The sequence below is a fragment of the Pseudarthrobacter sp. MDT1-40-2 genome, from assembly GCF_059383595.1.
The window spans coordinates 1,091,247-1,111,883 of the sequence record NZ_JBWZCL010000001.1 but is presented as its reverse complement, the minus strand read 5'-3'; the positions used below and the strand labels follow the sequence as shown (position 1 = coordinate 1,111,883).

Genomic DNA, 20,637 nt, shown 5'->3' with positions numbered 1-20,637 from the left:
AAAATGCCCGGCTAACCCCCCCTGGAGATGCTTATGTGGCGGGCACTCCGGCAGGAGCACCGGCATCGGCAACCCGGCCGCCAGGACCTGCTTGGCCAGGACCTGGATCGCCAGTACTGGTGTCCGCCGGCCCCGCGTCCCTCGCGTCACGCAAAAGGACATCCAGGAGCGTCACGGCGGCGTCTTTGTCCAGCGGGTTGTTCTTGTTGCCGCATTTGGGTGACTGCACGCAGGACGGGCAACCGGACTCGCACTCACAGGCTTTGATAGCGTCCCGGGTGGCGGCCAGCCAGGTCCGGGCTTTGTCAAAGCCGCGTTCAGCGAACCCGGCACCGCCCGGGTGGCCGTCGTACACGAAGATCGTGGGCACACCTGTGTCGGCATGCAGGGCAGTGGAAACCCCGCCGATGTCCCAGCGGTCGCTGGAGGCCACCAACGGCAACAGCCCTATGGCGGCGTGTTCGGCCGCATGGAGGGCGCCCGGAAACTGCGCTTCAATCAGGCCGGCACCTGTCAGTGACCGGTTGTCCACCACGAACCACACCGCCTTGGTGAAAAGGTCGCGAGCGCCCAGCTGCAGGGGTTCCTCGCCCAGGACTTCGTTGGAGACCAGGGCCTTGCGTTGAAAGGACACAACCTGCGTGGTCACCCGGACCTCACCAAAATGAACGCTGATGTCGCCCCACTGCGCCGTTCGTACCGTCTCCAGCACCTCAATCTGGGTGACGTCCCGTGCCGTTGTGTAGTAATCCGGGTTAGCCCGCCGCGCCACAACGCAGTGGTCCTGCTCGTTCAGTTCCTCAATCACGTAGGTGTCGCCCTGGTGCACATACACTGCACCTGCATGGGCCTGGTAGTGGGTCTGTGGCGAATCCATGGTTCCCAGAACCGAGGCTGTGTCCGCATCAATAATGTTGACCGGGCCGCCGCCGTCCCCCCTGAGACTGACCATCCCGGCCGCGCTTTGCGGGTGGGTCCAGAACCAGCCTGCCGGCCTGCGCCGCAGATAGCCGCGGGCTACCAACTGGTTCAGCAGACGTTCGGCCGTGGGCCCGAAAAGTTCCAGTTCACCGGGACCCAGCGGCAGCTCGGCGGCGGCCGCGCAGAGGTGCGGGCCCAGCACGTAGGGGTTGCCGGGGTCGAAGACGGTGGCCTCAACAGAGACGTCGAAGATCGCCTCGGGATGGTTCACCAGGTAGGTATCCAGGGGATCGTCGCTGGCAACAAAGGCGGCAATGGCGTCCTGCCCGGCCCGTCCTGCCCGGCCGATTTGCTGGAAAAGGGATGCCCTGGTGCCCGGCCAGCCTGCCACCAAGACGGCGTCCAGGCCGGAGATATCTATACCCAGCTCCAGGGCCGAGGTGCTGGAAACCCCCAGCAGCTCACCTGAACGCAGGGCACGCTCCAGTTCGCGGCGTTCTTCCGGCAGGTAACCGGAGCGGTAGGCGGCAATACGTTGTGGAAGGCTGGGATCCACCTCGTCCAGAAGGCGCCGGGTGATGCTGGAAATAGTCTCGGCACCACGGCGGGACTTGATAAAGGCGATGGTCCTGATCCGGGCTGACACAAGGTTGGCCAGTAGATCGGCTGTTTCCGCGATGGCGGTTCGGCGGGCGGGAGCGCCGTTTTCGCCCTTGAGTTCCAGCAGGGCCGGTTCCCACAGGGCCACAGTGGTGGAACCGTGGGGTGATGTGTCCTCCGCGACCGCCCGGACGGGTGCACCAATGAGCCGGCCGAAGAATTTTCCGGGCTCGGCGGCTGTTGCAGAGGCCGCGATGAACACCGGCTCCGGCAGGGACTGACCGGCCCCGTAATAGGCACAAATCCGACGCAGCCGGCGCATCAAATTGGCCACGTGGGAGCCGAAAACGCCACGGTAGCTGTGGGCTTCGTCAATGATGACGTACCGGAGCCGGCGGAAGAAGCTGGCCCACCAGGCATGGTTGGGCAGGATCCCGAAGTGGAGCATGTCCGGATTGGCCAGGATGAAGTTTGCGTGGTCGCGGATCCAGCGGCGGGATGCGGGGTCGGTGTCACCGTCGTACGTTTCTGCGCGGACGGTGGGCAGCTTCAAGGCCCGGATTGCGGCGAGCTGGTCCGCCGCCAGCGCTTTGGTGGGGGACAGGTACAAGGTGACGGCGCCGTCGTCGTGGATTTTCCCCGGTTCGGTGAGGACGCGAAGTTCGGAGCGGTGGATGGCGTCGAGGGCGGGCAGTTGGTAGGCCAGGGACTTTCCCGATGCCGTGCCGGTAGCTATCACCACATGTTCGCCGGAGTGGGCCAGCCGTGCAACTTCGATCTGGTGCCGGTAGGGCTCCTGGATTCCGAGCGAACGGTAGGCGTCCACCACGTCAGGATGCGCCCACTCGGGCCAGGGCGCGTGGATGGCCTGGCGGGCCGGGATGACGTGGACATGACGGAGCTGCTCCGGATCCGGGCCGCGGCCCAGCAGGGGAATCAGCGAGTCATGGGGGTTCACCCCAACATTCTTTCATCCGGGCGCCCTGGCCGACGTATCGGTGCCAGGCCCGGGGTCAGGCAACCGAGAGGTCGGCCCCGCCCGGTGCATCCGAAACGGACATCATGAGGACCTGGCAGACCTTGTCCCAGCCCAGGTGCGAGTACAGCTTCTGTCCGTCCAGGGAGGCCAGGAGCAGGCCTTCCTCCACGTCTTTGGTCAGGGCCTGGGCTGCGAGGGCCTTCATGATGAGGCTGCCCAGGCCGCGGCGCTGGAAGGTTGGCTCCGTAACGATCTTGTCGAACACCACGGTCCCGTCGACCACGAACATCTGCCCGCTGGCTGCCACCAGGCTTCCCGAGCGCACGATGGCGTGGTGGACGCCCTCGGCTTCGGCTGTTTCCAGGGTGAGGTCGTCGTCGGCAAGCCAGGGGTCTTCCGCATCCTGGGTGGACATGTCCACGATCATCATGGTTTGTGAAGCAGAGGTCATCTTCAGCCCGTGTTCCTGGGCAAGGAAGCTGTACCGGGCGACGTCGTTGGTCAGCACCGTCAGAACCCGCGTCGGTGTCTCGGCGGTTTTTGCTGCCAACTCCGCGAACTCGGTGTCCGACGGGTCGTGGGCAAAGTATTCCCAATCCTGCGTGGAGTCATGCCGCAGCGCAGCCGGGAAGCGGCCCTCAGTGGAAACCTGATATCCGCGGCAGCCGGCCCAGCCGGCTACCCAGACCTCCAAAAGGTGAGCCACATCTTCAACCATGGTTTCGGGAGTCATGAGTCGAGGGTATTGCAGCCGCCCGGCGAGCAACAGGGGCGGAGGGGAAGAATGCACCTTGCTTATGGAATTGTGATCAGATGTGACCAAAGTACCCTTGAATACGTGAACAAGATTGTGCTCTTTTACGGATTTACCCCGCTGGCCGACCCCGATGCCGTACGTCTCTGGCAGCGCGCCCTGTGCGAGAAGCTTGGCCTGCGCGGCCGCATCCTGATCTCCAAGGACGGCATCAACGCAACTGTCGGCGGCGAAATCCGGGCAGTAAAGGAGTACGTCAAAACCACCCGTGAGCATTCCGGCTTCCGGGGGATTGACGTGAAATGGTCCGACGGCGGCGCGGAGGACTTCCCGCGGCTGAGCGTCAAGGTCCGGGATGAGATCGTCTCCTTCGGGGCGCCGGGTGAACTCACCGTTGACCCCAACGGGGTGGTGGGCGGCGGCAAACACCTGCAGCCCGAAGAACTCCACGAACTGGTGGAAGCCAAGAAGCAGGGTGGCGAGGAAGTGGTGTTTTTCGATGGCCGCAATGCCTTCGAAGCGCAGATCGGCCGGTTCAAGGACGCGATAGTGCCGGACGTCGCCACCACGCATGACTTCATCAAAGAGCTGGAGTCCGGCAAGTACGACGATCTCAAGGACAAGCCGGTTGTCACCTACTGCACGGGTGGGATCCGCTGCGAGGTCCTGTCCAGCCTGATGGTAAACCGGGGCTTTAAAGAGGTCTATCAGCTGGACGGCGGCATCGTCCGCTACGGCGAAACCTTCCGGGACAAGGGCCTGTGGGAGGGTTCGCTCTATGTGTTCGACAAGCGGATGCACCTGGAATTCAGCGATGAGGCAAAGGTGATCGGCGAATGCGTTCGCTGCGCCGCGCCTACCAGCAAGTTCGAGAACTGCTCCAATCCGAGCTGCCGCAACCTCACGCTGTACTGTGCCGAATGCGCTGCCAGCCCTGAGACGCTCCGCTGTCCCGAAGGCTGCGCTGCCTAGGGCGCCATCCAAAACCGGGGCGCGAACCCCTCTGCCATAGGGGCCGGCATCACCCCACATGCCGTCGTCGGATGAAGTACTCCGCCACGGCGAGGTTTATCACCCATGCTGCTCCCATCAGCACAGCCCTCATCGTCACGTCCGGCGGGCTGGAAAGCAGTTCGGGCACGATCAGGATCAGGGCCTGCGTTCCGGCGCCGACGCCGATGGCATAGGCCCGGGTCATCCACGCTCCGTGCTGGACGAAGTCGCGACGGATTACTGCGTAAAGACCCAAAACCAGGCTCAGCACCATCGCCAATCCGAAGAAGAGCCTAAGGACGAGGAGGAGCTGCCCGTCACTGGGTGGCAGCGCATAGAAAACTGCCATCCACAAACCGCTAAGGGCGGCGAGCAGGCCGGCTGGCAGGAGAATACGCCCTGCGATACGGTGCCAGCGACGCCGGCGAAGGGAAGGGACGAACTGGAAAGCTCCCAGCAGCGAATACACGGTAACGCTCACGATGTGGATCAACACCGGGACGGGTGACTCGAAGAACCGGGCGTTGCGGTCCGTGATGGCAGCTCCGGCGGACAGCTCGGTGAGCCGGGCAGCTCCCGCAAGCACCGGAATGAGGCTGAGAAGAATCAAGCCGGCGGGCACAAGCCACACGGGCCGGCGGCGCGCTGTTATTTTTGGGGCCGGCCCGGCCGGAGCGGTTTGTCTGGTGGCGTTCACTGATGTCCTAGGCGTGTAGGTCCCGGCAGACGTGCGGAATGCGGGAAGGGCTGACAGCACAAGGTGTACGGTGTACACCTCTGCCATCACCCTAGGTGTACGGCGTACACTAGTCAAGGGTTTAGATAGTCCTGTCAGGAAGGTGGTTCACATGGGCCTCAAGGCTCAGGGCGTGCCACGCACCCGTCTTAACCGGGAGAGGGTGCTCCAGACCGCTGTCGTCCTAGCTGACGAACTGGGAATTGGCGTGCTGAGCATGCGCAGGCTGGCCCAGGAACTCCAGGTGGTTCCGATGGCGCTTTACAAGCACGTAGCCGGCAAGGAAGAACTTCTGGACGGCATGGTGGATGTCATTGTCAGTGAAATTGATCCGCCGGTCAGCCAGGCAGGGTGGAAGGATGCCGTCCGGCAGCGGATCCTCTCGGCCAGGAGGGTGCTTCAGCGGCATCCATGGGCCAGGCAGGTCCTCGAGACCCGGACCAACCCCACGCCGGGAGCCCTCGGCTATATGGACTCCTTCATCGGCATGTTCCTCGACAGGGGTTTCTCCCTTGACCTGACCCATCACGTCATGCACGCCATAGGCAGCCGCATGTGGGGATTCACGCAGGAGCTGTTTGACGAGCCGGCGGACCAGGACGATCAACCCAATCAAACAAACCAGCCCGGGCAGGACACTGACACCGAGTGTCCTGACAACGAAGCCCACGAGGCGATGAAGCAGGCAATGCTTCGCCAGATGGCAGAGCGTTACCCGAACGTCGCGAAGGTGGCCATGGCTTCTGCCCACGACCAGGATGGCGTGGTGGGGCATGGCTGCGATGACCAGTTTGAATTCGAGTTCGCGCTCGACCTCCTGCTGGACGGGATCGAGAAACTGCACGCCCAAGGCTGGACGTCCACGCAGCCACGCCGCGCGTAACGCGCCGGCTTCTACCGGCGGGTACAGGCAGGCGGTCGGGTGTAAGCAGCAGGCTAAAGCAGGATGATCCGGTAAGCGACGTTCGCGTCCTCATCAGCGTGGACGCGCAGCGACAATACCGCTTCCGCTGGCAGCTGGATAACATTGACCCGCGCCGGCCCGCACAGCAGCCTGAGGTCGATCAGGGCCGACTCCCCGTTCCGGACCAGGAAATCCACCCTTCGCACGCTCCGGCAGGCCAGCGTCAGCGAATATGTTCCCGGGACCAGCAGGCCGGTGTCCTCTGAACGGTCCTCGCCTTCTTCAAGCCGGGTAAGGCTGCGGTACACCACCTCTCCTGAGGCCTCGGGCATGATGTCCTGCGCCCAGGCCTGCATTTGTTCCGCTGCCACTGCAGGCGGGCCCTGACGCCGGACGTGCGGTTCCACTATGGCCGGAGCAGTTGTAGCGGCCACTTCCGGCGGGGACCAGGCGTCCTCGTAGGTGTATTCACAGCCGGCCGCCATTGGCAGCGAAAGGACCAAAGCGAGTACGACGGCGGTTGGCCGGCCGGATGCCACACGTGTCCGTTCCGGCGGGCCTTCCTCAGCCTGCCTGGTCCGGTTCCGCCGCGCCACGGACGGCAGCTTCCCTGGTCCCCATCGGACCGTCGGCACCTTTACGGACGGCATAGTCCGACTGTAGGCCGCGCGCCCTCGTGAAGCCAGAGGCTGGTGCAATCCCGCGCGGGACCCTTACGGAACCGCTGTCGGGGCCGGGGTAGCAGGCGCAGTCGCTGCAGGCGGAGCGGGTGGGCTTGGTGCAGCGTCCTGCGTTGACGCCGGATCCGTTGTTGCCGGCACGGGTGCCGGCGGCGGGGGAACAGTACCCTGCTGGGGGAGTGCGGCGCCGGGTTCTGCAACGTTTGGTTCTGACGTGCCAGCGCTACGGGTGCCTTGGCCAGTGGAGCCGGGGGTGGGAGCGTCGGGAGGGGCGGTGCCAGGGAAGGCGGTGGGTGTCCCCGACGGTGGGGCGGTTGGCTGAATGCCGCTTGTGGTGGCGCTTGTGTCCTGCGCGATGAGGTCCGTGATCTGTTGTTTGTATGCGGCGAGACGGTCTTGGATCTCAGAGAGCGGAATGCCTTGCAGGGTGTGCCCGAACTCAGCGATCTGTGCCCAGAGGACAGCGAGTTTTGCCATGCCGTCGTCGCTGAGGGGTCCGTCCAAGGTCAGGACCAGTTGACTGGCCAAGGCGTAGGTGAGGCACTGCACGCAGTTGTAGTTGACGGCAGCGGAGAGGTTCTGCGGGACGATGACGTCGGCTTGCCCGATGATCAGCACAACCTGGAAGCCTACGGCGACCGCCGCGCAATCGGTGCAGCTGGCGAATGCGTAGGCCTCATTCGTGGTGTCTACCGGGCCGCCTTCGGCCCACACCAGGGCGAACGCGACGTCGTAGGTGACGGTGCCGTCCGTGGTGTTGACCGCTAGAGCCTGGTTTCCGTCCTCTTCGGGGGCCAGGGGTTCATCGAAGGGAAAGACCCACGAGGGCGCTGGAGTGGTTGCAGCGTCTGCAGGAAGGTCTGCGGAGCCAGTGCCACCATCTGCGGGCCGGCTGTCCTGACGGGGCATGAGCAGCATTGCCAGTTGGGGCTGGTCCGGTGTGGGCAGGGTGGCACCCGCGGGCAGGACAGTTGTGGTGCGTCCCTGCCGGCCCTCTGCCAGCCCCTTATCCGAAGTGGCCGTCACTGCGGATGCGGCATCCAGCAGCGTGCCACGTTCATAAGCCTGGACAGGGCGGTATGTATGCGGGTTGGGCCACCAGGCAACCGCCAGTCCGGCCAGGACAGCAGCTGTGACGAGGAAGGCGACGGCTCGTCGGGCCGGGCGTCCTTGCGTTCGACGGTACATTCCGGTGGCCAGCTGGGCGATGAGCCGCACCAGGATGATTCCGAAGCCGAGGACGGGCAGCGCAATGATGAGGATGGCCAGGACCCGGACAACCCCGTCCAGGACATCACCGCTGGAGAAGCTGCCGGCCAACAAGGCAACCTGGTCTTGAATGCCGGCCCAGGCCGTGCCCAGCAGCCGGGGCACGGAGATGACCAAGATGACCATGCTGAGCAGCAGCAACGGGACAGTGATCAGCACCCAAACGCTCACTACGGTTCGGGCCCAGGGTTTGAGGACGCGGTTCTCCGGGTCACCCCAGCGCCAGGGCAGCAGGCCCAGGAGTGTCGGTTTGATCCTCTGGAACATGTCCGGGACGCCGGTGAGATCGGCCAGGATGTGGTAGCCGTCGAAGCGGACAAGGGGCAGTAACTGACGGACCATTTGCAGGAGTTGGGTGACCACCACCAGCAGCAACGCGTCATAGCCGGTGACCCACCAGATGCCTGTGATGGCGACGGCGATGATGGCGTTGAAGTACAGGCCGCCAAGGTCGGTGCGGAGACGCCCCGCGCGGCCCAGGCGGTAGGAGTCGGTGACATCGGTGTAAAACGCCGGCCAGATCAGATACAGACCCGCTCCCATGGCTCCCGGTGTGGCGCCGCCACGGCGGGCGGCGGCGGCATGCCCGAATTCGTGGAACCCTGCCGAAAGGACAGTAACGGCCAGAACCAGCAGCAGCAGAGCCGGATTCGCAAACGCATCGTGAGTGGCCGAGCCCAATCCCTTGACTGCCAGCACCCACCAGCAGACGGACAGGAACGCGATAGTCACCACGGTAATGACCAAGGGGTGGAACAACCGGGCGAAGGGGGACGTGATTTTCCGGGTCCGCTCCGGGTCCGTCACCGTGTACCGGAAACGCATGCCCAGCAGCGGATCGGCTTTTTTGACTTCGGGCTCGGCACCGTCCGCCAGCCGAAGGAGACCCAGGGGTCGAAGCTGGGAGTCGGTCAGGGTCAGAACGTTCGCGGCACTGATAAGCCGGCCGGACGTTGTGCTTGCCTGAGCAGCAATCTCCTCCACGCTCCGGTGCCCGTCAACGGCCTCAAGCACGTGATAGAGCACCCCGGTGAGCTGGATCGCCTGCCCGTCCGAGCGGCGAACCAGTGATGGAGGTTCCCGGTAACCGGAGCCCTCGGCCTGGCCGAGCAGCTCCACCCCGGCCGCACGGGCAAGGGGTTCGGCGGCGACCGCAGTGGCCGAGGGGGAAGACGGCGGTGGGCCGCCCTTAGGGAGCGGCCCACCAGAAGGCGCAGACATGGGTCCTTACTGCCCGATATCGGACTGCTGGTCCGCCGTGGCGGTGGCTGCCCCGTCAATGTGCTGGCTGATAATCGCATCCTGCTCGGCCACAGCGAACGCATTACTGTCGATGGAACCGATGTTGGCTGCGACTGCGGCGTCAATGGGGGCCGCGACGTTTGCGTTGGCCGCGACCGCACCGTTGATCGGGGCAGCGATGTCCGCATCAGCAGCAAGATCGACGTTCACGTTCAAGAGGTTTCCGTTCAAGGTGGAACCGGAATCTGTCGGAACAGCACCGACGTCGGCAACAGCGCCCTCCGTTTCTGTACCCGCCGCAGTGCCACCGGTGGTGGGGGCAGCTTCGGTAGTGTCGGTTCCTTGATTGATGGTGCTGTCCTGGGTGGACTCTGCTGTTGCGTCCGCTGTGATGCCCTGGTCGATAATGACGCCCTGGTCCGCCAGCGCCTGGGCGTCCGACCCGGACGAGAGAATGTTCGCCGATGCCGCCGCATCGATCGGGGCCGCGACATTGGCGTTCGCCGCAACAGCCAGATCAATAGGTGCGGCCGCGTTGATGCCCAGGTCCAGGTCCGCGTTCAGGTCAAGAATGGACGCCACTTCCTTATCCGGCAGCGCCGTGCCGCCCTGGGACGCGAGCTCTTCATCGGACAACGGGGTAAGTTCCTGCTCCGTGCTCATGACTTTCTCCATTCCGGCATGCCCATAGGGCAACCTGACGTGTACCGAACTTCTGAACCGGCTGCGCCGGCCACAACCTTGTCCCCAAGGATGTCACCCCAATAGTAAGCAAGGTGATCATTTGAACCAAGGCGGCACCCCCAAAGCCTGTTTTCGTCCCCCAGCGGCCACGCGCAGAGCTCAGCCTGCGGACACCAGCCGGTAGGCGTAAAGGACTGGCGCGTCAACGCTGGAGACGCTGAACTCCAAACCACCTTCGGGGACTTCAAGCCTGGCAGTTTCACGGGAGCCGTAGCACGCGGCACCGAGGTCAAGGAGCTCTTTGCCGGCGGCGCGGACGGCCAGGAAGGTTTTGCCGCCGCCCTCGCACACCAGGGTCAGCGAGTAGGAACCGGCGGGAACCTCCGACGTGGAGACCGAGGGCTCAGCGTCCGTTAGCTGGCCCGACTGTTCAACCGCTGTGTCTTCGGCGCCCGCGCTGGGGGAAGGCAGCGCCGTTTTCTGCCACGCCGGGACGTCGGCGTCCTCGATTGACACCCGCGGAGTGCAGGCTGTCGCAGAAAACACGACGGCGGCAGCGGCGGCCAGCACCAGGGCAGGCCGCAGCGTGGGGCGAAAGAGTGTCATGCCTCCAATTTACCGTTGTCAGGCACGGTTACGGCCGGGGCTTGCCACCGTGCTTATATGGATCGCATGGGGGAACGGTTGAGCGGTGGTAAGTGGTTGGGCCTGGGGTTCGGCCTTTTGTTCCTGGCGGTCATCTCCACCTTCGTGGCCCTTATCTCCGGATTCGAGTGGGAACCCGATGAACACCCTGCTTCCTACTGGCAAGAACAAATCTCTCAGCGGCAGTGGATCATGGCGTTCTCCATGATGATCCCGGCAGCGTCCGCCGCAGCTGCGGTGCTCTCGATGTTTGCCCTTCCGCGTAGGCCCATCAGGGTCATCGGCGCGTCGCTGGTGACCGTCGTGGCGCTTGTGGCCTTCTTCGCCAGCTGGTTTCTTGGGATCAATGCCGTCAACTCGGCGAAGTACTGGGCCGAGTATACGGAGATGTCCGGCCGTTTGACTTACTAATTCCGCTGGCATTCCGCCCGGATAAAGGCAGCTTGGCACGGGTTCCTCCGGCGTGCTTGGGAGGAGCCCGGCCCCGTCCGCTCTGTTCGGGGCATCGGCATCGTCAGACGGCTTCGGCGGCTGCGAATTCCGGCTGGGCCGCCGCTTCCTTCTTGGCGGGCAGGAAGAGAAGTATGAGGGCCGCCGCTGCCAGGATGATCAGCGCGTTGACCAGGAGGCCGAAGTGGACTCCGCCCAGGATTGCCCCGGCCGTGGCCGGATCGGCGTAGTTGCCGGTTGTGAAGGCCAGGGCAAGGGCGCTGACAATCGGGGTGCCGATGGTGAATGCCACCTGCTGGGTCTGCCCGGCCAGACCAGTCGCAAGGCCCTGTTCGGTGTCAGGCAGGCCGGAGGTAACAGCGACCGTGTAGGCCACGATGCACAGCACGTGTCCAAAGCCGCCGATGGCAGTGGCGGCCAGGATGTGAGTGAAGCCGATTCCGGCATCCATGCCCAGCAGCAGGAAGCTCAGGGTCGAACCACCCTGAAGTGCAAGCCCGAGGACCAGGGTCGCCTTGGCTCCGATCCTGTTGATGAAGTTGGCTGCAACAAGTCCGCCGGTGAATGCGCCGGCGCCGAGAACCCCGAAGGCCAGCCCGGTAGCTGATGCCGAGGATTCAAGAACACGCTGCAGGTAGATCGTGAGGAGGAAGACCTTGCCGCTTTCCATGGAAAACGTCACGAGCCCGCCCAGGTTTCCAAGCAACACCGAAGGACGTTTGAGGATGGTCACGGCTGCCAGCGGGTGGGAAGAGCGGGCCTCGATGTTCCAGAAGAGAACGAATGCCAGGGCGCAGGCGACCAGCAGACCCAGGGTCCACGGCGAGGACCAGCCACCACGTTCGACCGAGGTGACCCCAAGTACGAGGGCCAGCAGGCCCAGGGTGAGGGTGACCGCACCGGGAACGTCGAGTTTTTGCTTGATTCCGGCGGAGAGGTCGTGGATTACGAACGGTGCCAGGGTGAGGATGATGATGCCCACCGGAACGTTAATGAAGAAGGTGAACCGCCATCCGAAGAGGTCGGTCAGGACGCCGCCGAGGACCGCTCCGACAGCGAAGCCCAGGGACAGAAGGGCACCATTGAGGCCGAGGGCCTTGTTCCGGAGTGGGCCTACCTCGAAGGAGGTGGTCAGCAGGGACAAGGCCGCCGGCATCGTGATCGCCGTGGCAAGGCCTTGGCCTATGCGGGCTGCGAAGAGGACGGAAGGGTCGGTGGCCAGGCCGCCTGCTGCGGAGGCAATCGTGAGGACGACCATACCGATAAGGAACATCTTTTTGCGGCCGTAGTAATCCCCGATGCGTCCCATGAGCAGGACGAGGCCGGCAGCGGCGAGGGCGAAAAGGGTGATGATCCACTGCAGGTCACCGTCGGCGATGTCGAGATCCCTGCCCATGGCCGGCAAGGCCACGGTGACAATGGAGAAGTCGAGGGCGAACATGAACTGCGCGCCGAGGAGCAGGGTCAAGATGAGTCGCTGGCGGCCAGTAAGGGAAAGGGCGGGAGCAGGCGTTTTTGTCGGCATGCTTCCAGCCTGCCGGGGTCCCAACACCCTATCCAGAGTCCCTTTATGGTGGTGCTGGATCCACTACCCTAAGAAACCGGCTCCCAGCGTCCTGCCCCGTCCGGGCCGGTGCCAAGCCGGCGCCGATATTGATCAGTGACCCGATGGCGCCGGTGGGGAGCGGTGGTCAGACAGCATGTGCGAGCGCTTCCGCGGTGCCGGAACCAACTTTGGGCAGGTACAGGAAGACGCGGAGGTCATTTCCGCCCACGGGGTTGAGGACGACAGATTCGAGGGTGAGCCGTCCAAGCCGTTGGTGGTCGAAGACAAGATCGACGTGAGGTTCAACCCCAACGACGTAGCTGTCCCAGTACTCCTTGAATTCGGGAGAAACTGCAGCAATTTTGTCCGCAAGCATGCCGAAGATCGGGTCGCCGGCGTACATCGCAGCTTGCCGATGGAACTGGGCGGCCATCATGCGGCCGGCCAGTTCCCGGTGGGGATAGTGCGCAGCAACGTCAGGTTTGGTGAAGAAGGCTTCAAGGCAGTTCGAGCCGAGGCTGATCCCGAAAACGTACTCAGCCAACTCATTGGTTGCTATGACGTTCCAGTACCTGTCTACGGCGTAGGCGGGGGAATGCGAAAACCCGGCCACGGTTCGGGACATGATCGCCCGGACCTCGGCGGCAGCAGAACGCCGGACGGGCTGTTGTTTCCCGGCGAGCTCGTAGAGGTGCTCCAAGTCTCCCTCTTCGAGCCGCAGTGCCTGCCCGATCGCATCGATGACGTCTGCGGAGACTCCGATCTCACGGCCCTGTTCGAGCCAGGTGTACCAGGTCACCCCAACGTTGGCGAGAACAGCAACCTCCTCGCGGCGGAGACCGGGAGTGCGCCGCCGGGCGCTGCTGGGGAGCCCCACATCCTGAGGCCTCAGCTGCTCCCGACGGGCACGAAGAAACCGTGCCAGCCGTTGCCGGCGGGCATCACCTTCATCACGTTCGCGGGAAACAGCGAACGTCGGGCTTTCGGTGATTAGCTGTGTCATACCACATGGTAGCGGGGCGAACGGGCACAATATTCCTCCCACGGTTGCATCACTGGCATATGCCCGCCTCGAGACCGGCAACGTCTGGGCACGTCTGGTGGTTGATCTCAGCCCGACGACTGCTGGCCCCTTGACCTTGACGCAGCGTCAACTCCTAGAGTCGAAGTGTTGGCCCGAAAAGCGGGCTGGAAAGCGCGGAAGGATTGATCGTGGACTGGCCCATCCAGGAGGTCGCCCGGCTCACGGGAACCACCAGCCGCGCCCTGCGCCACTACGACGACATCGGGCTGCTCAAGCCAACCCGGATCGGCTACAACGGCTACCGCTACTACAACCAGGACTCTCTGGTGTTATTGCAGCGCATCCTACTCCTGCGCGGTCTGGGGCTTGGTTTGCCGATGATCGCTGAGGTGTTGCGGAATGAGCAGGACGCAGCCGAGGCCCTGACCGGCCACCTGGACTGGCTGCGACGTGAGCAGGAACGGCTGGGCCGGCAGATCGCATCCGTGCAGCAGACCTTAAATGCAGTGAAAAAAGGAGGCAACATCATGGCAGAAGACATGTTCAATGGTTTTGACCACACCCAGTACAAGGACGAGGTAGAGGAACGCTGGGGCAAGGACGCGTATGCCTCGGGGGATAAATGGTGGCGGGGCATGACAGCCGCCGAACGCAAGGACTGGAAGGACCGGGCCGGCAGGCTGGGCAGCGACTGGATTGCGGCGGCAGAATCAGGCATTGATCCCGGCAGTGACGCCGCCCAGGTCTTGGCCCGGCGGCACGTTGACTGGCTCACCGGCATCCCGGGTACGCCCACGTGGGTCCAGGACGGAGACGTCAAGGGCTACATCACTGGTCTCGGCGAAATGTACGTGGCAGACTCCCGCTTCGCTGCCAACTATGGCGGCCAGCGGGGCGCCGAATTTGTCCGCGACGCCCTGCGGATTTACGCAGACACCCACCTGTAGGGGGTCGCCGTGCAGGCCGGAATAGACTTGCCCGGTGACTTCCTCCACCCTCTTTACCGCCGGCAACACCGCAGACGCACCCCGCAGCGACCTGCCGCACCTGCTGGCAGCGCTCGCCGCCGACCTTCGTTCGGCGGGCTACACGCTGGACGGCGTGGCGGAACTGCTGGGGCCGTCTGCGTCCGCGGCGCTGGACCGTGACCAGCTGATCCCGGCGCTGCTGGTGACTGAGGTGATCGAGACTGAAGCGGCCACGGCTGACGCCACCAGCCGGAGCCCTGACGGACGACGCGCGGCCCTCGCCTCCGTCATCCGTCTGTGGCTTTTGGCCGTGCCGCAGCCGGGGGAGAGGCTCGACGCCGTCCTGCCCACCATCCGCACGGAAGGTCTCCTTGAGCTAAGGCTGATTGAGCCGGATCACGATGGCGGCTACCGGGCCGCCGCCGATTTCCGGCCCTACGGCTGGTCCGGTGATGCGGGGGACGTCGAGCTCTGGGTGGCAAGCGATCTCGCAGCACACCAGCGGCCCGGAGTGCTGCGCCATGACCATGTGCTGGGGATCGGGCAGGCCTCCACAACGCTGGTTCAGACCACCATCCGCCGCAGCGTGAACCGGGCGCTGGACCTCGGCACGGGCTGCGGGATCCAGTCGTTCCACCTGCTCGGCCACGCAGCCCACGTCACGGCGACCGACATCTCCGAACGCGCCCTCGCCTTCACACGGTTCAACCTGCTGCTCAACGCCGAAGCGCTGGACCTGGATCCGGAACGCCTTGAGGAACGCGTCAGCCTGCGGCTGGGCTCGCTGCTGGAGCCTGTGGCGGGGGAGTCGTATGACCTGGTGGTCTCCAATCCGCCGTTCGTCATCACCCCCAGGACGACCGGGGAAGACGCGGCGGACCGGTTCACCTACCGCGACGGCGGCCTGCCCGGGGACGAGATTGTGGCCAACCTTATTGAAGTCCTGCCCGATGTCCTGGCGCCGGGAGGAACCGCGCAGCTCCTGGGCAACTGGGAGATCACCCAAGGCTGGGAATGGCACGAGCGGCCGGAATCCTGGGTCCCGGAAACCACCGAAGCCTGGTTTATCCAACGCGAGCAGGTGGGCCCGGAACAGTACGCTGAAACCTGGCTTCAGGATTCCTCCGAGTCACGAAACCGCGAACACTATAAAGAGTCCTACGCCGCCTACCTGCGGGACTTTGCCTCCCGGAACGTCACCGGAATCGGCTTCGGCATGGTGTTCCTGCGCCGGCCGGATGTCACCACCGCAGCCTCTGTCATCAACACGGTCCCAAGCAGCCAAGGCGTACCCGCCACCCCAACCAGCCTGCTGCGTCGTTTCGAGGAGATAACGTACCCCATCGAGCAGCCGATCGGACCCCACCTGGGTGCCGCCGTCGAACGCCATGACTGGCTGGCAGGGCACAAACTGGAGCAGGCGCACCTGCTGGTGGCCGACGACGTCACCGAGGAGCGGCACCAGCGCCCGGGTGCCGAACATCCCGGCGTCATTTTGCTGCGGCAAGGTGCAGGCCTGCGGGGAACCAATTTGCTGAGTACGGAACTGGCCGGCTTTGTCTCCGCCTGCGACGGCGAGCTGTCCGTCCGGCAGATCATCGGCGCCCTCGAAGCGCTGCTTGGCGGCAGCGAAGGGTTCGACGCCGGGACCTTCCGCGAAGGCCTGTTGGGTGAGGTCCGGAACCTCGTCAGGGACGGTTTCCTGCTTCCGGACCCGGCCGCGGAACAGCTTCCCTGAGCCCCCGCTTTTCCACCCCGAATGCGCATCATTGACCAAAATATGGTGAACTAGGCCAGTATGGGCTGATCTGCCCGAGCAACCCTTTTCTGTAGGAGCACCGTGCCAAGCAAGGCCAAAACCGGCAAGAAACTCGTGATTGTGGAGTCTCCGGCCAAGAGCAAGACCATCGCCAAGTACTTGGGCGAAGGCTTCATTGTGGAGGCCTCCATCGGTCACATCCGCGACCTGCCGCAGCCGTCGGAGCTCCCGGCGGAACTGAAGAAAACCTCGCTGGGCAAGTTTGCCGTGGACGTCGACAACGACTTCAAGCCGTACTACGTGGTGTCTCCTGACAAGAAGAAAAAGGTGGCCGAGCTCAAGGCCGCGCTCAAAGAGGCCGACGCCCTCTATCTCGCAACCGATGGGGACCGCGAAGGCGAAGCCATCGCATGGCACCTGCTCGAGGTGCTCAAGCCCAAGGTTCCCGTCTACCGGATGACCTTCGGTGAAATCACCAAGGAAGCCATCCAGCGCGCCATGAACAACCTGCGCGACGTCGATTCCGCCCTGGTGGATGCCCAGGAAACGCGGCGGGTGTTGGACCGCCTGTACGGCTACGAACTTTCCCCGGTGCTGTGGCGCAAGGTAGCCCGCGGCCTTTCCGCCGGGCGCGTCCAGTCCGTGGTGACCCGGATGGTGGTGGACCGTGAACGTGAGCGCATGGCATTTAAGGCAGCGTCCTACTGGGACCTGACCGGCCAGTTCGGTGCTGACTCGGGCTCCTTCAAAGCCAAACTCGCCTCGGTTGACGGCGCAAAGGTGGCTTCGGGCCGCGACTTCAATGACGACGGTGTCCTGACCGCCCGCAATGCCGTGCACCTTAATGAGGAACTCGCTACCTCATTGGCCGCCGGCCTCCAGAATGCGGACTTCCGGGTCCGTTCGGTGGACACCAAGCCCTACACCCGCCGCCCTGCTGCGCCGTTCACCACGTCCACGCTGCAGCAGGAGGCCGGCCGCAAGCTGCGCTTCTCCTCCAAGAGCACCATGCAGGTTGCCCAGCGACTGTATGAAAACGGCTACATCACCTATATGCGTACCGACTCCTCGGCGTTGAGCAACGAGGCCGTCACCGCGGCCCGGCGACAGGCTTCTGAGCTGTACGGCCCGGAGTACGTGCCGCAGTCACCGCGCGTCTACGCCAACAAGGCAGCCAATGCGCAGGAAGCGCACGAGGCCATCCGCCCCGCCGGGGACTCCTTCCGCACACCTGCCCAGGTGGCCAAGCAGCTCTCGGGCGACGAATTCCGCCTCTACGAACTGATCTGGAAGCGTACCGTCGCCTCACAGATGGCTGACGCCAAGGGTTCGACGGCGACCATCCGGCTGGGTGCTACTGCTGTTGGCGGTTCAACCGACGGCCGCGACGCCGAGTTCTCCGCCTCCGGCACCGTCATCACCTTTCCCGGCTTCCTCGCCGCCTATGAAGAAGGCAAGGACGAGAGCCGCGGCGACGACGACTCCGATGAGGCCCGCCGACTGCCGAACGTGGCAAAAGACGATGCACTGACGGCGTCGGAGATTGCCGCCGTCGGGCACGAAACGTCCCCGCCGCCGCGTTACACCGAGGCCTCGCTGACCGCCGAACTGGAAAAGAAGGGAATTGGCCGGCCGTCCACGTACGCGTCCACCATTTCCACCATCCAGGACCGTGGCTACGTCCGGAAACAGGGATCCGCGCTGGTCCCCAGCTGGATCGCTTTCTCCGTGGTCCGCTTGCTGGAACAGCACTTCACCGACTACGTGGACTACGAGTTCACGGCGGACATGGAAGGGGACCTGGACAAGATCGCCAACGGTGAAGCCGTAGGCGCCGCCTGGCTGCGGCACTTCTACTACGGTGAGGACGCCGAACCAGGCCTGCTGGACATCGTGAACAATCTCGGTGAAATTGATGCCCGTGAGATCAACTCCGTGCCCATCACCGAGGGCATTACGCTGCGCGTCGGCAAGTTCGGCCCGTACTTGGAAAGCTCCATCCCCACGGTGGACCCGAAGACCGGCGAGATCGTCGAGTCCGCACGGGCCAACGTCCCCGAGGACCTGGCGCCGGACGAGTTGACGCCCGCCAAGGCCAAGGAACTGATGGAGACGGCGGCTCCCGAAGAGCGTGTGCTCGGCGCCGATCCCCACACCGGGCACACCATCGTGGCCAAGAACGGCCGCTACGGCGCCTACGTTACCGAGGTCATCCCGGAGATGACCGAGGAACAGCTGGCCAACCAGCCGGTGGAGTACTACAAGAACGGCAAGCCGAAACCGCCGAAGAAGCCGGTCAAAGCGAAGCCGCGCACGGGTTCGCTGTTCAAGTCCATGAGCGTGGACTCCGTGACGCTGGACGAAGCCCTGCAGCTGATGAGCCTGCCCCGCGCGTTGGGTGAGGACGCTGACGGCAACCTCATCACTGTGCAGAACGGACGCTTTGGGCCGTACCTGAAAAAGGGTACTGATTCGCGGTCCATTGGTTCCGAAGAGGAAATTTTCACCATCACGCTGGAACAGGCTCTGGAAATTTACTCCCAGCCCAAGCAGCGCGGTGCGCGGGCGGCCGTTCCGCCGCTGGCCGAGTTTGGCCCGGACCCGGTGTCGGAGAAAAACATCGTGGTGAAGGAAGGCCGTTTCGGTCCGTACATTACGGACGGCCTCACCAACATCACGGTGCCGCGTTCCACGTCCCTGGAGGAGCTGACCCGCGAGCAGGCCATTGAGCTTCTCGCGGAGAAACGCGCCAAGGGCCCCGTCAAGCGCACCGCCACCCGCAAGGCTCCGGCCCGTAAGGCTGCGGCCAAGAAGTAAAGTCCCGGTGGTTGCGGTGGTTGAGCTTGTCGAAACCGTCGAAACTGGCGAAACCGATCTCGACAGGCTCGATCACCGGGCGTTCGGTGGTCGGAGGAATTGCGCCGGGCAGCGCAACGTGATCGTGTAGATGCATGACTGAACAGCCAGCACACATCGATTCCGCGCCCCTGAACGAGCTTGAGGAGAAGCTTGCCCTGGGCGACCAGCCAGGCGGCAGCCCGGTGGATGTGATCCTCGCATTCCTCAACAGCGAGGTCTACATCCTCAGCACTGCAGGCATTGAGGACGTTGAGTCCGACGTGGAGCCATTGATTCTGGGCAACGCCGACGGCGATCCCGTCCTAGCCGTGTTCTCGCACCCCAGCCGGGTGGATGAGCCCTACCTGGAAGCTGCACCGAACATCCTGGGCACCCAGGGCGCCGCGATCATCGCCAACATCGGTGAGGAACTGGGCATGGTGATCAACCCGGGCGCGGCGTTCGGCTTTGAGATAAACCCCGAAGGCATCGCCAACATCAAGCGGGACTTCAAGCGCGCCGACGACGACGCTGCCGAGTAGGCAGGAGTGGCGGTGCTATTGGACCGCGACACCTTATGGCCTGGTTAGGCCGGGCAATGGCGGACCCGTAATAATGGCAGCATGCGTCTAGGCGTCCTCGATATCGGGTCCAACACTGTCCATCTGCTCCTAGTGGATGCCCATCCCGGTGCCAAACCGGTGGCGTTCGCATCCCACAAACGTCCGTTGTCGCTGGTTCAATACCTCGACGGCGACGGCAATATCACCGACGCCGGCCAGCAGGAACTCATCGAGTTTGTCCTGGAAGCGTGGGAGTTTGCGGCCAAGCACAAGGCTGAGGACCTGCTGGCCTTCTGTACGTCCGCCATCCGGGAAGCCACCAACGGCCTCGAAGTGCTGGCCCGGGTAAAGCACGAAACTACTGTCACCCTCCAGGAGCTCAGCGGCAGCGACGAAGCCTCCATGACATTCTTCGCGGTCCGGCGCTGGTACGGATGGGGCGCCGGACCCATCCTGGACCTGGATATCGGCGGCGGCTCCTTCGAAATGGCCTTCGGCGAGGACGAGCTTCCGGCCTTGGCCATGTCCGTTCCCCTGGGCGCCAGCAGGCTCACCCGGGATTGGCTGGACGAGGACCCGCCCACGGCACGCAGCGTCAAGGAACTACGCCGCTACATCGCCGCCACCCTCAAGCCCGCCGTACGCCGGTTCGAGTCCCTGGGCAGGCCCAACTTGACCGCCGGCACGTCCAAGACGTTCCGCTCCCTGGCCCGGATCGCCGGCGCCGCCCCCAGCGCAGCCGGCCCTTACATCCGCCGTGAACTGCGGGCCACAGACCTGGGCATCTGGACCCAGAGGATCTCCGCCATGAACGTGGAGGACCGGCTGTACCTGCCGGGCGTGTCCGAGGCCAGGGCCAAACAATTGCTGGCGGGAGCACTGGTGGCCGAAGCCGCGTTGGAGCAGTTCAACCTCAAGAAGATCCGGATCTGCCCCTGGGCCCTCCGCGAAGGCCTGATCCTTCGCAGGCTGGACCAGCTGGTGTTTGACGGGCCCCTTAGCCCTGCCCCGCACGTACTGCCCGCTACGGCCAGTTTGTCCAGCATCGCCGGCGGGCTGGCTGGCTGAAGTGGGTGCCGACG

At 64.3% G+C, this 20,637-nt stretch carries 17 protein-coding genes; 8 read left to right on the top strand and 9 right to left on the bottom strand.

All coding sequences use genetic code 11. The features are described from left to right. Positions 1-31: 31 nt before the first annotated feature. Both AC50X5_RS05200 and AC50X5_RS05195 read right to left on the bottom strand, forming a co-directional pair. Positions 32-2,479, bottom strand: coding sequence for a DEAD/DEAH box helicase (locus tag AC50X5_RS05200; RefSeq protein WP_494975012.1), 2,448 nt, complete (start codon positions 2,477-2,479; stop codon positions 32-34). Between the two features lie 55 nt (positions 2,480-2,534). Continuing rightward, on the bottom strand, positions 2,535-3,233 hold the full coding sequence (locus AC50X5_RS05195) for a GNAT family N-acetyltransferase (RefSeq protein ID WP_494975011.1): 699 nt from the start codon (positions 3,231-3,233) through the stop codon (positions 2,535-2,537). A gap of 51 nt (positions 3,234-3,284) precedes the next feature. On the opposite strand from AC50X5_RS05195, the gene trhO reads away from it, so the two are divergent. Beyond that, positions 3,285-4,226, top strand: coding sequence for an oxygen-dependent tRNA uridine(34) hydroxylase TrhO (gene trhO, locus AC50X5_RS05190; RefSeq protein ID WP_494975010.1), 942 nt, complete (start codon positions 3,285-3,287; stop codon positions 4,224-4,226). 49 nt (positions 4,227-4,275) lie between these two features. Here trhO and AC50X5_RS05185 read toward each other — a convergent pair whose 3' ends face one another. Beyond that, the gene (locus AC50X5_RS05185; RefSeq protein WP_494975009.1) at positions 4,276-4,944 is read right to left on the bottom strand and encodes a DUF2306 domain-containing protein; all 669 of its coding nucleotides are present in this window, start codon (positions 4,942-4,944) and stop codon (positions 4,276-4,278) included. Positions 4,945-5,095: 151 nt separating this feature from the next. Here AC50X5_RS05185 and AC50X5_RS05180 point away from each other — a divergent pair, with 151 nt between their 5' ends. Continuing rightward, the gene (locus AC50X5_RS05180) at positions 5,096-5,866 is read left to right on the top strand and encodes a TetR/AcrR family transcriptional regulator C-terminal domain-containing protein (RefSeq protein ID WP_494975008.1); all 771 of its coding nucleotides are present in this window, start codon (positions 5,096-5,098) and stop codon (positions 5,864-5,866) included. Positions 5,867-5,919: 53 nt separating this feature from the next. Here the strand turns inward: AC50X5_RS05180 and AC50X5_RS05175 are convergent, their stop codons facing one another. The 4 genes from AC50X5_RS05175 to AC50X5_RS05160 form a co-directional block, all read right to left on the bottom strand. After that, complete coding sequence (locus AC50X5_RS05175) at positions 5,920-6,537, bottom strand: hypothetical protein (RefSeq protein WP_494975007.1); 618 nt, start codon at positions 6,535-6,537, stop codon at positions 5,920-5,922. Between the two features lie 63 nt (positions 6,538-6,600). Beyond that, on the bottom strand, positions 6,601-9,057 hold the full coding sequence (locus AC50X5_RS05170) for a hypothetical protein (protein WP_494975006.1): 2,457 nt from the start codon (positions 9,055-9,057) through the stop codon (positions 6,601-6,603). A 6-nt stretch (positions 9,058-9,063) separates the two neighbouring features. Next, a complete protein-coding gene (locus AC50X5_RS05165; RefSeq protein ID WP_494975005.1) occupies positions 9,064-9,741 on the bottom strand; it encodes a peptidoglycan-binding protein in 678 nt (225 codons plus the stop codon). A 180-nt stretch (positions 9,742-9,921) separates the two neighbouring features. Further along, positions 9,922-10,368, bottom strand: a complete 447-nt coding sequence (locus AC50X5_RS05160) for a DUF6023 family protein (RefSeq protein WP_494975004.1) — start codon at positions 10,366-10,368, stop codon at positions 9,922-9,924. 57 nt (positions 10,369-10,425) lie between these two features. On the opposite strand from AC50X5_RS05160, the gene AC50X5_RS05155 reads away from it, so the two are divergent. Continuing rightward, positions 10,426-10,818: a hypothetical protein gene (locus AC50X5_RS05155; RefSeq protein ID WP_494975003.1), complete on the top strand. Its 393-nt coding sequence runs from the start codon at positions 10,426-10,428 to the stop codon at positions 10,816-10,818. A gap of 103 nt (positions 10,819-10,921) precedes the next feature. Here AC50X5_RS05155 and AC50X5_RS05150 read toward each other — a convergent pair whose 3' ends face one another. Next, complete coding sequence (locus AC50X5_RS05150) at positions 10,922-12,382, bottom strand: MFS transporter (protein ID WP_494975002.1); 1,461 nt, start codon at positions 12,380-12,382, stop codon at positions 10,922-10,924. A gap of 166 nt (positions 12,383-12,548) precedes the next feature. Then, on the bottom strand, positions 12,549-13,406 hold the full coding sequence (locus AC50X5_RS05145) for a helix-turn-helix transcriptional regulator (RefSeq protein WP_494975001.1): 858 nt from the start codon (positions 13,404-13,406) through the stop codon (positions 12,549-12,551). A gap of 209 nt (positions 13,407-13,615) precedes the next feature. Here AC50X5_RS05145 and AC50X5_RS05140 point away from each other — a divergent pair, with 209 nt between their 5' ends. From AC50X5_RS05140 to AC50X5_RS05120, 5 genes are all read left to right on the top strand, one after another. After that, positions 13,616-14,374, top strand: a complete 759-nt coding sequence (locus AC50X5_RS05140) for a MerR family transcriptional regulator (protein ID WP_494975000.1) — start codon at positions 13,616-13,618, stop codon at positions 14,372-14,374. Positions 14,375-14,408: 34 nt separating this feature from the next. Beyond that, positions 14,409-16,133, top strand: a complete 1,725-nt coding sequence (locus AC50X5_RS05135) for a DUF7059 domain-containing protein (protein WP_494974999.1) — start codon at positions 14,409-14,411, stop codon at positions 16,131-16,133. Positions 16,134-16,235: 102 nt separating this feature from the next. Beyond that, entirely contained in the window at positions 16,236-18,971 is a 2,736-nt protein-coding gene (gene topA / locus AC50X5_RS05130) for a type I DNA topoisomerase (protein ID WP_494974998.1), read from the top strand. Positions 18,972-19,105: 134 nt separating this feature from the next. Next, on the top strand, positions 19,106-19,534 hold the full coding sequence (locus AC50X5_RS05125) for an SseB family protein (RefSeq protein ID WP_494974997.1): 429 nt from the start codon (positions 19,106-19,108) through the stop codon (positions 19,532-19,534). Between the two features lie 81 nt (positions 19,535-19,615). Next, positions 19,616-20,623: a Ppx/GppA phosphatase family protein gene (locus AC50X5_RS05120; protein ID WP_494974996.1), complete on the top strand. Its 1,008-nt coding sequence runs from the start codon at positions 19,616-19,618 to the stop codon at positions 20,621-20,623. Positions 20,624-20,637: the final 14 nt, after the last annotated feature.